Below are 13,730 nucleotides of genomic sequence, written 5' to 3'. Positions count from 1 at the left end.
TTGCGTTGAAAATGACTGGGTTCAATATGCGCTAGAATAGCGCAAAACTGGTCAAAACGCAAAATCGGAGGTGGGGCCGTGGGATCGGCGGCCTCGTCAGGCCGGGGCAGGTTTTTGTTGTTTTTCGCCCCAGAAGACCGGCCAGAGCGCGTAGGAATAGAGCGCAAAGGCCAGGGTCCAGAGCAGGCCGGAGGCGATGATGCCGGGCATGTAGAGGTCGGGTGAGAGGTTTGCGGCCAGCCGCGAGAGGGCGGCGAGGGGGAGCAGCGCATAGGCCAGGGCCACGGGGCGCGGGGCGATCAGGGCGCGCCCGGAATGGCCAAGTGCGGCGCGCGACATCACCGCCAGTGTCATGCCGCCAACCCCGCCGATCCCCAGCATATGCAGGGCCGCGATCTCTGAGACCAGATCAATGGCGGCGAGACCGTAGAGCACAAAGCCCAGAGCGTTGAGCGCATAGGACAGGTGCAAGACCCAGAGGATGGGCTGGTTGCGGGTCCAAGCCCCGCGCCAGAGCGCAACGCGGATCAGGCCGGATAGCCCGGCCAAAAGCGCTGCAGCTCCGGCCATTTGCAGCGGCAGACCCGCGAGGGTGGCCAGCGCGGCCAGCAGGGCCGGGGCGATGGCCATGGCGGCCAGCGGGGCGGGGTTGCTCGGGAGGTTTTCTTCGCGCCCTTCGCGCAGCATGGCATTGCGGGTAAAGGCCGGAGTGACACGCCCGCCGAGGATCATGATCAGCGCACATAGCGCCAAAAGCCCGCCGCGCAGCCCTTGGTCAGCGGTGTCAGCGCTGAGGCCGACCCATTCCACATGGGTCAGCAAATTTCCCAGCCACAGGACCAGGATCGCCGCCAGAAGGATCAGTTGCTGGGGTTTGGGGCGTTTCAGCAGGGTTTGCAGAATGCGCCCGGCCAGGACCGGCAAAAAGGCCAGATCGACAAACGCAACCAGCAGCGCGGGCAGGTCGCCTGACAGCCACATGGCCAATCGCCCGAGCAGCCAAAGCCCTGATGTGGCGGCGAAAAAGGACAATGGCTCGGGTCCGGATTTGGTCCAATTGGGGGCGGCGGTGAGCAGGAAGCCAGCCACCGCAGCGGACCCATAGCCAAAGACCATCTCATGCGCGTGCCACATCTGCGGCAGGGCGACAGGCAGATCAAACGCGCCATAGATGGCCTGCCAAAGCGTCCAGATCGCGATGGAGAGCAGGCCAAACAGGCCTGCAAGCAGAAAGAAAACCCGATAACCGGCTGAAAGCAGGCGCTTGCAAGGGGTGAAACTCATGACGGGACTCCGGTTGCTTTTGCGGGCGCGTATCGCCTGCGATCAGGTTCCGCTTTGGCGCGCAGATTTGCTTTGACCAAAGTCAAGGAGGCGACAGGCGCGAAGCGACAATTTGGGCGGTAACGGAGGCGACGAGTCTCTGAGCAAAGCCAGCAGATGAAGCCAAGCAAGAGTGCGCGCCATGATCCCTATCACCCCCTTTCTCGTTGAAATGACACGGGGAATCTGTGGTTGGGGAGGCGTGCTGGCCAGACATTCGGGCGCGATAGGTGTCGCAACACCTGCGCCCAAGCTGATCCGCCATGGCCTGGTATCGTCCCTGCCAGCCATGGCGGTATCAGCCGCATGCCACCGGGAGCGGGCTATCGCCCTGCATCCGGCCTTTTATTTCCCCAAAAACATGCCAGCCGCGTTGATCTTTTCCGGGTCAGCTGCAGGTCGGCGCAATGCCTTCCCACGGGAGTTTCCAAGATGATTTCACGGATTGATCCGATTGACCGCAGCCTGCTTGATGATTTTCAGCGCGATTTTCCCCTGGTCGCGCGGCCTTTTGTTGAACTGGCGCGGCAGGTGGGGCTGAGCGAGGATGAGGTCCTGGAGCGATTGCGGGCCTTGCAGGCGGCGGGGCGGATTGCGCGGGTGGGGGGCACGGTGCGGCCCAACACTGCCGGTGCCTCGACCCTGGCGGCGATGGCGGTGCCCGAGGAGCGCATGGTTGAGGTCGCCGCGCGGGTGGGGCGCGAATTGGGAGTGAACCATTCCTACCAGCGCGAGAATGACTGGAACCTGTGGTTTGTCGCCACCGCGCCGGATGTGGCCCGGCTTGAAACCTGTCTGAACGGAATCCAGAGCGATACCGGGCTGGAGGTGTTGGACTTGCGCCTGCGCCGCCCGTTCAACATCGATCTGGGCTTTCGCCTGACCGGGGATCGTCGCACGACACCGCGCCGGGGCGAGCCGGACCTGACGGTTTTGCGTGAAAGTGATCGGCCGCTTTTGCATGCCATGTCGCAGGGTTTGGCGCTGGTCTCGCGGCCTTTTGCGGCTTTGGCGGATCAGTTGGGGTGGCAAGAGGATGATGTGATTGCACGGGTCCAGGCGCTGCTGGCGGCGGGGATACTGACGCGGATCGGGGTGATTGTGCGGCATCGCTCGGTCGGGTGGTCGTCTAACGCCATGGTGGTTTGGAAAGTCCCGCAGGACCGTATGATCGCCGCCGGTGAGGCCCTGGCCAATCATCCCGGTGTCACCCTGTGTTACGAGCGCGCCACGGTGCCGGGGGTTTGGGACTATAGCCTGTATTCCATGATCCATGCCCGCAGCCGGAGCGAAGCGCTGGAGATCTTGGCCAGCGCCAGTGAGATGCCGGAGCTTGCCGGGATCACGCGCGAGCCGCTGTTTTCCGTTCGCTGTTTCAAACAGACCGGGGCGATGTTGCAATCCCGTCAGGAAAGGGCCGCGTGATGCGCCGTCAACCTTTGCCAGAGGGGGCGTTGGACGCCACCGACCGGGCCTTGATCAATCTGTTGCAAGAGGGGTTTCCCCTGTCCAACCGGCCCTATGCCGAGGTTGGCGCACAACTAGGCTGTTCCGAGGAGGACGTGCTGAAACGGTTGGGGCATCTGCGCGAGATCGGCGCAATCACCCGCTTTGGCCCCTTTATCGATGCGGCGGCGATGGGCGGGGCCTTTTGCCTTTGTGCCATGGCGGTGCCTCAGGACAGATTCGAAGATGTCATGACTTTGGTCAATGCCCATAAAGAGGTCGCGCATAATTATGAGCGCGTTCACCACCTGAATATGTGGTTCGTGCTGGCCTGTGATCAGCCCGAAGGCATTGATCAGGCGGCGGATCAGATCGAGGCAGAGACCGGTATCGCGGTCAAACGGTTCCCGAAACTGAAAGAGTTCTTTATCGGCTTCAAGGTGTCCGCATGAGCATCGACGCAACTGACCGCAAGATCCTGACCGCCACCCAGGGTGGGCTGCCACTGACCGCGCAGCCCTATGCCGAAGTAGCGGGCTGGCTGGGGTTGGAAGAGGCCGAGGTCGTCGCCCGCATTAGCGCCATGATTGATAGCGGCGTGATCCGCCGCATCGCAGTGGCCCCCAACCATTATGCGTTGGGCATGGTGGCCAATGGCATGTCGGTCTGGGATGTGGAGGACGCGCGCTCGGAAGAATTGGGCGCGCAGATCGGGGCGCTGGATTTTGTCAGCCATTGCTACCTGCGCCCGCGCGCGCTGCCGGACTGGCCCTATAACCTGTTCGCCATGCTGCATGGCGCGACCCGCGCCGAGGTCGAAGCCCATCGAGAGGAGGTGAAAACCCTGCTTGGTCAAGCACTTCGCAGCTGCGACATTCTCTATTCGACGCGCATCCTGAAAAAGACCGGCATGCGCCTGAGCAAAGGAAGCACCTGATGTTTCGTCTAAGCCAATATATGCAACAGCTGAAAACCCCGACCCCGGTGCGCGTGCGGCGTGGGTCCGGAGGCGTCAAGCCGGTGGTGATCTGGAACCTGACCCGGCGCTGCAATCTGAAATGCCGCCATTGCTATACGACCTCGGCGGATGTGCAGTTTCCCGGTGAGCTGAGCCATGACCAGGCGATGGGGGTTCTGGATGATCTGAACGGGTTCAAGATCCCGGCGCTGATCCTGTCGGGGGGCGAGCCGCTGTCGCGCTTTGATTTCTTTGATCTGGCCCGCCATGCCCGTGATCTCGATTTCCGTTATCTGGCCTTGTCGACCAATGGCACCAAATTGGTTGGCGATACCGCTGAGCGCGTGGCCGATCTGAACTTTGACTATGTGGGGATCAGTATCGACGGGGTGCAGGATTTCAACGATTGGTTCCGCGGCCAAGAGGGGGCTTATGCCGAGGCTCTGGCGGGCATTCGGGCCTGCAAGGCGCGGGGCATCAAGGTGGGGCTGCGGTTCACCATCACCGAGGAAAACGCCCATATGCTGGAGGATATGCTGGATCTCTGTGACAGCGAAGGGGTCGATAAGTTTTACCTTTCCCATCTGGTCTATGCCGGGCGCGGCGACAAGCATCGCGGTGATGACACCGAACACAAACGCACCCGCCACGCGATGGATGTGCTGATCCAGCGCGGTTGGGAGGCGATCCAGAATGGCAAGCCGCTGGAGCTGGTGACTGGGAATAACGATGCGGATGCGGTCTATTTCCTGCAATGGGTGCAACAGAACTTCAGCGCCGAGCAGGCCGAACATGTGCGCGCCCATCTTGAGGCCTGGGGTGGGAATAGTTCGGGGCTTGGCGTGGCCAATATCGACCCGCTGGGCCGGGTGCATCCCGACACCTATTGGTCCGATTACACCATCGGCAATGTGAAAACCGCCCCCTTTACCAAGCTTTGGACCGGCGATGACGCGATGCTCGCCACCCTGCGCCAACGCCCGCGCCCCCTGAAAGGGCGCTGCGGGGCCTGCGCCTTTAAGGAGGTTTGCGGTGGCAATACCCGCATTCGGGCCTTGCAGGTGACAGGTGATCCCTGGGCCGAAGATCCGGCCTGTTACATGAGCAATCAAGAGGTTGGGATTGCCGATGGCATTGGTGATGGCGTGGTAGTCACCCCGTTTCGGGGCAAACGTCACGATCCCAAACACCAGTTTCTGTGATGTTTGAGGCGGTTGCAGTGGGCGCGGCGCTGACGGGCAATCCGATTGCCCTTGGCGGCGCGCGGGTTATATCCTTGCCAAACCCTTGTGCAAGGATCACCCCAATGCCGCAAAGCGCCCTTTTAGTCACCCATGGCAGCCCCTCGGATGTTGAAACGCAAGAGGCGGCGCTGGCGGCTTTGGCGGTGCGCGTGGCTTTTTATCTGCCCGGATGGCACGTCAAAAGCGCAACCTTGGCCGCGCCGGAACGGTTGGAGGAAAAGCTGGGCAGAATGGCGGCCCCGCTGATCTACCCCTATTTCATGGCGCAGGGCTATTTCACCGGGCGGGTTTTGCCAAAACGGCTGGCCCCGTTTGGTCTCTCGCCCATGACACCGTTTGGCGTTGATCCCGCCCTGTTGACCCTGGTCGAAACACGGCTGGCGCGGGAATTGGCCGCGCGTGACTGGCAGGCGGATGAAACGGCGGTTCTGGTGGCGGCGCATGGCTCAGCCGTGTCCAAGCGCAGCGCCGATGCGGCGCAGGATTTCGCAACCGCCCTGCAAGAGCGCATGGGGTTTCGCGAGATCCGCACCGGGTTTGTCGAACAAGAGCCCTTTCTGGAACCCGCCGCGCGCGACCTTGGCCAGGCGATCTGCCTGCCGTTTTTCGCGCTGGTGGCCGGGCATATGCTGGATGACGTGCCCGAGGCGCTGGAGCAGGCCGGGTTTGAGGGGGCGGTGCTGCCCTCCTTTATCGAATGGCCCGAAACGGCCGAGATCATCGCGCAGGCGCTGCGCGCGGAAAGTCAGGAGGCAGCGTGATGATGTTGCGCAAGACCACGTTCAAATTGAAACTGATCCTCTATCCGTTTGTCGCCGCCGCGGTGGCGATCAATTTGTTCCTGCTTTTCTTGATGCTGCAAGCGCTTGGCATCCCCGCTATGCCACCTTTGACCGCCCTGATCCTGGCAATTCCTTTGGGTGTGCCGGCCAATTACCTGATGGCGCATTGGGTGCAGGGGTTGATCGACGAGGCGGAGGGGCGGGCCTGAACAGGCCCTAGGATCACTCGATCTGATAAGTGTAGACGTGGTTGAGATATTTCTGATCTTCGATCTCGAAATATGTCTCACCGTCGCGCTGGAACCCCTGCGCCAGGTAAAACCCGATCGCTGGGTCGTTTTCGGCATTGGTGGTCAGCCAGAGCGAGGCAATGCCCTTGGCACGACATTCCTCCAAGGCTGCCTCAAACAGGGTTTTGCCAATGCCTTTTCCATGATGGCGCGGCTGGAGGTAAAACGTCGCGATCTCGGTGTCAGAACAGCCCGGCACCGGGGCGGGGCTGGCTGTCGCAAGCCGGACATAACCAACAATCCCTTCTGCCTCTTCCGAGACCAAGATCGACTGGCGGTCATCAGTGATCAGCTGCGCCAGCTTCTCCGCACGAAAGGTGTTCAAGGCATAATCGGCAAAGAATGCCGAGACACCGTGCTTGAGATAGGTTCCGATCCAGACCTCGATCGAAATCGCGGCGAGGCTGGACGCATCGTCAATGGTGGCACGGCGTATGGTCATGGCCCGGGTGATGGCAGGTTTTTAGCGCTTTTGAAACCACGATCTCACGGTTTCTTTGGGCTCAAAATATCCCGGGGGAGTCTTCCTTGGCAGACGGGGGCAGCGCCCCCCCCGTCAGGCCGCGCGGCGCAGGGTGTTGGCCCAGGCGGTCAGTTGCTCGATATCAGCGGGCAGTTCGCTGGCAGAATGATCGGTGAATTCCAGAAAGGCCTGCAGGTTCAAGCCATTGGTGCCCACCAGAACCGGGATGTTCAGCTCTAATGCCGCAGCGATCACCTCGCGAAAGCCGCGCCCATCCGCCTCGTGTTTGCCGAATTTGTTGATGATCAGCAGATCGGCCTTTTCAAGCCGGGTCAGGGTCGCCGCCACCGCCTGTTCCAGCGCATCCGGGTCCAATTGGCAGCCGCGCGATTTCGGGCCGAGATTTTGTGAGATGCGGATGATCTCGCCATCGGGCAAAACCCGCACATCCATATCGCATTTATGCGTGTCTGTGCGCGCGGTGTTGGTCTGGGTGGTGCCCACCACCTGCAGCCCTTGATCAATCAAGCGCGCCGCCAGCTCGGCGAGGGTGGCATTCACATCGACGCCATCGGCGGATTTCAGATAGGCGATCTGCATTCTTGGACCTCATGAAGGAAGGGCGGCCCTTATGGGACGCCCTTTTGGGGAGTGCGTCAATGGCTCATTGGTCGGACAAATGCGCCCGAATGGCTGCCCCATCGGCAAAACGGGTGCCCTGCGCAGGCGGGATCAGACCCTTGTCATCCAGATCCGAAACCACTTTTTCGTAATGTTCCAGATAGTTGGACGGCAGATCATGCGCGATGCCCTGGTGGCAGTCGATGCAGGTCTTACCCTCGTCAATGGCCTTTTGGTGGTTCTCGGCGGCGCGAGTCTCTTGCATGGTGAAATCCATGTAATCGAAGTTGTGGCAGTTGCGGCACTCTTTGGAATCGGTGCGTTTCATCCGCGCCCATTCGCGCGACGCCATGACGGCGCGGTGTTCGGCGAATTTCTCGGGTGTGTCGACCACATGGGTGATGAAGTGACCATATAGCTCCTTGGAGGCCTGGATCTTGCGGATGATCTTGGGCGTCCAGTCTTTGGGCACGTGGCAATCGGGGCAGGTGGCGCGCACGCCCGAGCCGTTATTCTGGTGAATGGTGCCTTGGTATTCGGCGTACACATTCACCTCCATCTCGTGGCAGGAGACGCAGAATTCCTCGGTATTGGTCATTTCGAGGGTCCAGTTGAAACCACCCCAAAAGACGATCCCGGCGATAAAACCGCCGATCAGGATACCGCCAAAGGAATAGACCGCCGAAGGGGTAAAGAACCTTTTGAACAGGCCGGGTTTTTGATCAGACATGGGTCAGCTCCTTCCCCGCGTTTAGTTCGACGGTACAAAGGTGTTGTCGACCAGCGCCGGGGCGTCGACCTGCGGCACGTGGCACTGGTTGCAGAACCAGCGGGTGCCGGCGACACTGTCGAGCTGTTCGCCATTGCGACCCAGATAGTGGGTCATCGAGAGGGTGGGCGCGCCGCGATCTCCGGCCTTGGTCCAGTCATGGCAGGTCAGACACTGGTTGGTGTTCAGATCGATCTGATACTGCGCGGTGGAATGCGGGATCAGCGGCGGTTGCTGGCGGTAATTGCGGGTGTAGCGGCCATGATCCTGCTGTTTGTGCACCGGATCAACCACGACCGGCTCGTCGATCTCAGCCCCGCGCAGGGATTTAACCCCGGATTGCTGGGCAATGGCGACGCCCGCAGCAAGCAGGGCCGCGATAGAGAGGGCGCTTATAAGGCTATGCTTTTTCATATCATGTCTCCTTTTTTGCCCGGGCGGGCGTGCTCAGGCCGCTTTGTCGGCTCTTGGCGCAGGGGTTGATTTGGCTCGCACACGCCCCGGGGCGGGGGTGGCGTCGAAACGGTGGGTGAATTCAAAGACCTCTGGCGCGCAGACATCGATGCAGCGGCCGCAATTGGTGCAGTCGGGGGATAGGATCAGTGGGGTATCGTCATCCTGGCCGCGCAGGGCGGGGGTGATGACGTGATTTTCGGGGCAGACAGCAAAGCAATCCATGCAATCATCGCAGGCGGCGCGGTTTTTGGCCGTGACCCGCAGCACCGAAGCTGTGCCCAGCAGGTTGTAAAACGCGCCCACAGGGCAGAGATGGCCACACCAGCCGCGCCGCGACACGGCAAAGTCGAACAGGAAGACCGCCAGCACAAAGGCCCAGGCAAAGCCGACACCAAAGATCAGGCCGCGATGCAACATGCTGATCGGATTGACAAATTCCCAGGCGATGGTGCCGGTCAACAGGGACACGGCCAAGACCATGCCCAGCACGTAATAGCGGGTTTCGCGCTTGGGCTGCCAGCCTTTGGTCATGCCAAGCTTGTCATGCAGCCAATGCGCGCCATCGGTGACCGGGTTGATTGGGCAGACCCAGGAGCAATAGACCCGCCCGCCGATCAGCGCATAGGCGACGCCAACGATCAGCGCGCCGATAAGCGCGGTCAGGGCGGGCCAGTGCCCGGCAATGATCCCCTGGGCCGCGATAAACGGATCGGTCAGCGGCAAGATGTCAAAGGTCAGGGAACCTGAAAGGTTGCCCTTGACCCACCAGATGCCCAACCACGGCCCCATGAGAAACAGGAACAGGAAGAACAGCTGAGAGGCGCGGCGCAGCAGCAGGTATTTATGCGCAGTGAGCCAGCCTTTGTCGCGGATGGCCTCGGCTCCGACGGGCAGATGGGTCTTGTCGCTCATTGGCCTGCCCCCCCGGTGCCAGGGAGTTTAATCGAAGAGGTAAAGCCGCCTTCCATGGAGGGATCAGGCATATCTCCGGGCAGGAACCCACCGGGCGCAGCGAGATTGTCGGTGCCCGAACCCGGCAGGCGGTCGGGCAGGTCGATCAGCTCATCCACCAGCGGGTTGTTTTCCTCCCATCCGAGTTTGTAATGCTCGGCGCTATGGGCCTTGGCCAGCCGCGTCGGGAGCACCTTGATGGCGCTTTCATCGGGCAGGACACAGGATTTTTCGCATTTGCCGCAGCCGGTGCAATGGTCCGAATGCACAATCGGCATAAAGATCGCATGGGCGCCCGAGCGGGTATTGGGGCTGAGTTCCAGTGTGATTGCTTTGTCGATGACCGGGCAGACCCGGTAGCAGACATCGCAGCGCAACCCGAGGGCGTTTAAACAGGCCTCTTCGTCGATCAGCACGGCGACGCCCATATCGGCATCGTCAATATTGGTCAGGTTGTGATCCAGAGCGCCGGTGGGGCAGGCGACGACACAAGGGATGTCTTCGCACATCTCGCAGGGCACGTCGCGCGCGGTAAAGAACGGGGTCCCTGTGGCCGCGCCGTCATGCCCGAGCTCGGCGAGGCTGAGCGTGTCATAGGGACAGTCGCGCACACAAAGGCCGCATCGGATACAGGCCGCCAGGAAATCGCTCTCCTCAAGCGCCCCTGGCGGACGGATGGCTTGCGCCGGGAGCGCACGGGCATCCGAAATGAATTGGGTCAGACCCATGCCCGCCAAAGCGCATCCGGCGACACCGCGCGACGCATCCCTAAGGAAGCGACGGCGATCCATCGGTTTATGCTTGGTGGCGGCGGACATGGGTGTTCTCTTTTCTCGTCAGCGCTTAGACGCGTTCAACCTTGCAGGCGCATTTCTTGAAATCGGTCTCTTTCGAGATCGGGCAGGTTGCGTCCAGGGTCAGCTTGTTGGTGAGCTGGCCTTCGTCGAACCAAGGCATGAACACGACGCCCAAAGGCATCTTGTTGCGGCCCCGGGTTTCGACGCGGGTTAGAACATCGCCCCGTCGGGTTGAGACGCTGATTTCCTGACCACGGCGCAACCCACGATCCTTGGCATCCTGTGGGTGCATGTAGAGAACTGCACTGGGGAAAGAGCGGTGCAGCTCAGGCACACGACGGGTCATGGAGCCAGAGTGCCAATGTTCCAGCACACGACCGGTGACCAGCCAGAGATCATATTCATCATCCGGGGTTTCAGCCGCTGGTTCGAATGGCGCAAAGATGATGTTGGCCTTGCCATCGGGCTTGCCGTAGAACTGCACGCCTTTGCCAGCTTCGACATAGGGGTCATAGCCTTCGCGGAAGCGATAGAGGGTCTCTTTGCCATCCACGACCGGCCAGCGCAGACCACGGGCCTGGTGATAGGTGTCAAAGTCCGCCAGATCATGCGCCTTGCCACGGCCAAAATCGGCATATTCTTCGAACAGGCCTTTCTGGACATAGAAGCCAAAATGCTTGGCCTCGGTGTTGTTGAAACCTTCGGCTGTTTCGGACAGCGGGTATTTGTTGACCTTGCCGTTTTCGAACAGCACCTCATACATGGTTTTGCCACGGTATTCAGGGGCTTGGTCAAGCAGATCGGCGGGCCAGACCTCTTCCATCTTGAAGCGTTTGGCAAATTCCATCACCTGCCAGACATCCGATTTCGCCTCGCCCGGCGCGTCCACTTGCTGACGCCAGAACTGGGTGCGGCGCTCGGCGTTGCCATAGGCCCCTTCTTTTTCGACCCACATGGCGGTGGGCAGGATCAGGTCGGCGGCCAGGGCGGTCACGGTAGGGTAAGGGTCGGACACGGTGATGAAGTTTTCGGGGTTGCGGTAACCCGGATAACCTTCTTCGTTCATGTTCGGCGCGGCTTGCATGTTGTTGTTGCACTGCACCCAGTGACAGTTCAGATCACCATCCTTGAGCTTGCGGTGCTGCAACACGGCGTGAAAGCCGGGCTTGGGCGGGATGGTGCCTTTGGGCAGGCCCCATTTCGCCTCGGCGATGTCGCGATGCGCCTCTTTCATGACCACCATATCGGCGGGCAGACGGTGGGCAAAGGTGCCAACCTCGCGCGCGGTGCCACAGGCTGAGGGCTGACCGGTGAGCGAGAAGGGCGAGTTGCCCGGCTCGGCGATTTTGCCGACCAGCAGGTGGACGTTATACATCAACCCGTTAACCCAGGACCCGCGTGTGTGCTGGTTAAAGCCCATGGTCCAAAGCGACATGACCTTGCGGTTTGGATCGGCGTATTGCTGGGCCAGACGTTCCAGTTTCGCCGCCGGGACACCGGACAATTCCGAAGCATATTCAACGGTGTATTTGGAAACCGCCTCGGCATATTCCTCAAAGGACATCGGGGTCAGCTTGCCGTGCTTGCCTTCATGGCTTGGATTGGCGGCGGCCTGTTCCAGCTCGTGGTTGGGGCGCAGACCATAGCCGATATCGGTGGCGGTCTTGGTGATGTTGACGTGGTTCTTGACGAAGTCCTCGTTCACATAACCGTTGGAGATGATGTAATTGGCGATGTAGTTCAGGATCGCCAGGTCGGTTTGCGGCGTGAAGATCATGCCATTATCGGCCAGCTCGAACGAGCGATGTTCGAAGGTCGAGAGCACATGCACCTCGCACCCCGGCTTGGTCAGGCGGGTATTGGTGAGGCGCGACCACAGGATCGGGTGCATCTCGGCCATGTTGGAGCCCCAGAGCACAAATGTGTCGGCATGTTCGAGGTCGTCATAGCAGCCCATCGGTTCATCAATACCAAAGCCGCGGATAAAGGCGGCCACAGCCGAGGCCATGCAGTGGCGGGCGTTGGGGTCAATATTGTTGGAGCGGAACCCGGCCTTCATCATCTTGGCGGCGGCGTAACCTTCCCAGACAGTCCACTGGCCAGAGCCGAACATCGACACGGCGGTCGGGCCTTTCTTGGCGATGGTTTCCTTCCACTTTTCGGCCATGACATCAAAGGCTTCGTCCCAGCTGACGGGCTCGAAATCACCGTTCTTGTCATAGACGCCGTTTGATTTGCGCAGCAGCGGAGTGGTCAGGCGGTCTTTGCCATACATGATCTTGGACAGGAAATAGCCCTTGATGCAGTTCAGGCCTCGGTTCACCGGTGCCTGTGGGTCGCCCTGGGTGGCGACAACGCGGCCATCCTTGGTGCCGACCAGAACAGAGCAGCCAGTGCCGCAGAACCGACAGGCAGCCTTGTCCCAGCGGATATCCGGGGTTCCGACCTGTGCGGTCGCGCCATTGGGCAGGGTGATGCCCGCGGCTGAGGCTGTGGCGGCGGCTGCCGAGGCCTTTAGAAACTTACGCCTGTCAGTCATTAGGGGATCGGTGGTTTTGGTCATGGCAAAGCCTCCTCAGAGAGCTGGCGCAGCGGCCATTGCGGGGCCGTCTTGCGCGTGGAGCGGTTCGAAATGGTGATAGGTCAGGGTGACGGTCAGCACGCCGGGGATCTGGTGCATGTCCATGATCTGGTCGCTGGCGAGCTTGTCACCGGTGTCTTCGACGGTCACGACAATGCGCCCATCCTCCTGGGCGTGCACCTCGCAACCGGGGGTGGCGGTGATGGCGGCGACGACGCTGTCGGTCTTTTCGGGCATCACATGGACAAGGCAGCCACAAATATTCAGCATGTCTGTGTCTTTCTTTCCTGATTGGGGCCTTCGTGATTGGGGCGTTGCTGTTTCGGGGTGTAAAAAGAGATCGAGCCGCTGGGGCAGGCATTGGCGCAGGCCCCGCAACCGGTGCAGGCGTCACTGTCAAATTGCGCTTCTGAGAGGCCACCGGGGAGGAGGCGAAACCGAATGGCCTGATGGTCACATTGGTCTTCGCAAGTGCGGCACATGATGCCATTGGCCGACATGCAGCTGTCATCGACCCGAGCACGCCAATCCCAGCCATCGGCATAGTCAATCGCGCCGGCCTCGCAGCTTTCGGCGCAAATATTGCAGAAGGTGCAAGGAGAGGTGGACAGGTCGACAGTGGGCAGCCCGTCGCCATCAAAGCGGATGATTTCCTGCGGGCAGGCCGAGGCACAGTCGCCGCATTTGGTGCAAGTGTCCTGAAAGGCTTCTTCTTCGATGGCACCGGGAGGGCGCATCGGAAGCGGTCTATTCATCCGCCCGGTCAAGAAGGCGCGTCGTTTTGGCTGATGTTGCATAGGGTGCCCCAATCTGGCTTGAAATCAGGCATAGGCCCGGGCCGATTGCGGGTAATTGACGAAAGTCATGTCTTTGGTGGATTATTTTGCACTGTAAGGCCTTGAATGTATTCTGTAAGTGGAATTTATGCGCAGCCTTCTGAAAAGGAATGGGTTTTTGGGTGGGATGCGCGACAGCGGGGTGAAAGGTTGATTTTAAGTGTAGGTTTTAATGCGTAGAAAAAGGCGTTGAACTGTTCAGGAGCGCGGCCA

The 13,730-nt window shown here is 60.6% G+C and carries 17 protein-coding genes; 7 read left to right on the top strand and 10 right to left on the bottom strand.

Translation table 11 applies throughout. The features are described 5' to 3' along the window. Positions 1–96: 96 nt before the first annotated feature. Positions 97–1,284 carry an NnrS family protein gene (locus CLV87_RS02600; RefSeq protein WP_099243615.1) on the bottom strand — a complete coding sequence of 396 codons (1,188 nt, stop codon included), beginning with the start codon at positions 1,282–1,284 and terminating at the stop codon, positions 97–99. A gap of 181 nt (positions 1,285–1,465) precedes the next feature. Here CLV87_RS02600 and CLV87_RS02595 point away from each other — a divergent pair, with 181 nt between their 5' ends. The 7 genes from CLV87_RS02595 to CLV87_RS02565 all read left to right on the top strand — a co-directional run bounded on the left by CLV87_RS02595 (position 1,466) and on the right by CLV87_RS02565 (position 5,962). Continuing rightward, positions 1,466–1,759, top strand: a complete 294-nt coding sequence (locus CLV87_RS02595; RefSeq protein WP_133840669.1) for a hypothetical protein — start codon at positions 1,466–1,468, stop codon at positions 1,757–1,759. After that, positions 1,756–2,748 carry a siroheme decarboxylase subunit beta gene (ahbB, locus tag CLV87_RS02590; RefSeq protein ID WP_099243617.1) on the top strand — a complete coding sequence of 331 codons (993 nt, stop codon included), beginning with the start codon at positions 1,756–1,758 and terminating at the stop codon, positions 2,746–2,748. Before CLV87_RS02595 ends, ahbB (CLV87_RS02590) begins: the two co-directional genes overlap by 4 nt. Beyond that, a complete protein-coding gene (locus CLV87_RS02585) occupies positions 2,748–3,221 on the top strand; it encodes an Lrp/AsnC family transcriptional regulator (RefSeq protein WP_099243619.1) in 474 nt (157 codons plus the stop codon). Before ahbB (CLV87_RS02590) ends, CLV87_RS02585 begins: the two co-directional genes overlap by 1 nt. After that, positions 3,218–3,706 (top strand): siroheme decarboxylase subunit beta, encoded by a 489-nt coding sequence (ahbB, locus tag CLV87_RS02580; protein ID WP_099243621.1) that lies wholly within the window; start codon positions 3,218–3,220, stop codon positions 3,704–3,706. The genes CLV87_RS02585 and ahbB (CLV87_RS02580) overlap by 4 nt, the downstream gene beginning before the upstream one ends. Beyond that, entirely contained in the window at positions 3,706–4,929 is a 1,224-nt protein-coding gene (gene nirJ, locus CLV87_RS02575) for a heme d1 biosynthesis radical SAM protein NirJ (protein ID WP_099243623.1), read from the top strand. The genes ahbB (CLV87_RS02580) and nirJ overlap by 1 nt, the downstream gene beginning before the upstream one ends. A gap of 104 nt (positions 4,930–5,033) precedes the next feature. Next, a complete protein-coding gene (locus tag CLV87_RS02570; protein ID WP_099244856.1) occupies positions 5,034–5,732 on the top strand; it encodes a CbiX/SirB N-terminal domain-containing protein in 699 nt (232 codons plus the stop codon). Then, positions 5,732–5,962: a hypothetical protein gene (locus CLV87_RS02565; protein WP_099244858.1), complete on the top strand. Its 231-nt coding sequence runs from the start codon at positions 5,732–5,734 to the stop codon at positions 5,960–5,962. The genes CLV87_RS02570 and CLV87_RS02565 overlap by 1 nt, the downstream gene beginning before the upstream one ends. A gap of 13 nt (positions 5,963–5,975) precedes the next feature. Here CLV87_RS02565 and CLV87_RS02560 read toward each other — a convergent pair whose 3' ends face one another. From CLV87_RS02560 to CLV87_RS02520, 9 genes are all read right to left on the bottom strand, one after another. Beyond that, positions 5,976–6,485, bottom strand: coding sequence for a GNAT family N-acetyltransferase (locus CLV87_RS02560; protein ID WP_099243625.1), 510 nt, complete (start codon positions 6,483–6,485; stop codon positions 5,976–5,978). A 114-nt stretch (positions 6,486–6,599) separates the two neighbouring features. Further along, entirely contained in the window at positions 6,600–7,106 is a 507-nt protein-coding gene (locus CLV87_RS02555; RefSeq protein WP_099243627.1) for a DUF2478 domain-containing protein, read from the bottom strand. Between the two features lie 64 nt (positions 7,107–7,170). Continuing rightward, the gene (locus CLV87_RS02550) at positions 7,171–7,857 is read right to left on the bottom strand and encodes a NapC/NirT family cytochrome c (RefSeq protein ID WP_099243629.1); all 687 of its coding nucleotides are present in this window, start codon (positions 7,855–7,857) and stop codon (positions 7,171–7,173) included. 21 nt (positions 7,858–7,878) lie between these two features. Continuing rightward, positions 7,879–8,310 (bottom strand): nitrate reductase cytochrome c-type subunit, encoded by a 432-nt coding sequence (locus CLV87_RS02545; protein WP_099243631.1) that lies wholly within the window; start codon positions 8,308–8,310, stop codon positions 7,879–7,881. Positions 8,311–8,343: 33 nt separating this feature from the next. Beyond that, positions 8,344–9,264 (bottom strand): quinol dehydrogenase ferredoxin subunit NapH, encoded by a 921-nt coding sequence (gene napH, locus CLV87_RS02540; RefSeq protein ID WP_099243633.1) that lies wholly within the window; start codon positions 9,262–9,264, stop codon positions 8,344–8,346. After that, complete coding sequence (napG, locus tag CLV87_RS02535) at positions 9,261–10,121, bottom strand: ferredoxin-type protein NapG (RefSeq protein ID WP_099243635.1); 861 nt, start codon at positions 10,119–10,121, stop codon at positions 9,261–9,263. Before napG ends, napH begins: the two co-directional genes overlap by 4 nt. Positions 10,122–10,146: 25 nt before the next feature. After that, a complete protein-coding gene (napA, locus tag CLV87_RS02530) occupies positions 10,147–12,639 on the bottom strand; it encodes a nitrate reductase catalytic subunit NapA (protein ID WP_099244860.1) in 2,493 nt (830 codons plus the stop codon). Positions 12,640–12,675: 36 nt separating this feature from the next. Then, positions 12,676–12,951 carry a chaperone NapD gene (locus CLV87_RS02525; RefSeq protein ID WP_218012914.1) on the bottom strand — a complete coding sequence of 92 codons (276 nt, stop codon included), beginning with the start codon at positions 12,949–12,951 and terminating at the stop codon, positions 12,676–12,678. Next, positions 12,945–13,436: a ferredoxin-type protein NapF gene (locus CLV87_RS02520; RefSeq protein WP_235871812.1), complete on the bottom strand. Its 492-nt coding sequence runs from the start codon at positions 13,434–13,436 to the stop codon at positions 12,945–12,947. The genes CLV87_RS02525 and CLV87_RS02520 overlap by 7 nt, the downstream gene beginning before the upstream one ends. Between the last annotated feature and the right edge of the window lie 294 nt (positions 13,437–13,730).

Origin of the sequence: Pelagimonas phthalicica, assembly GCF_004364805.1 — a bacterium.
Taxonomy (GTDB): domain Bacteria; phylum Pseudomonadota; class Alphaproteobacteria; order Rhodobacterales; family Rhodobacteraceae; genus Pelagimonas; species Pelagimonas phthalicica.
Note: the sequence above shows the minus strand (reverse complement) of the source record. Positions and strands in the feature narration are given on the sequence as shown.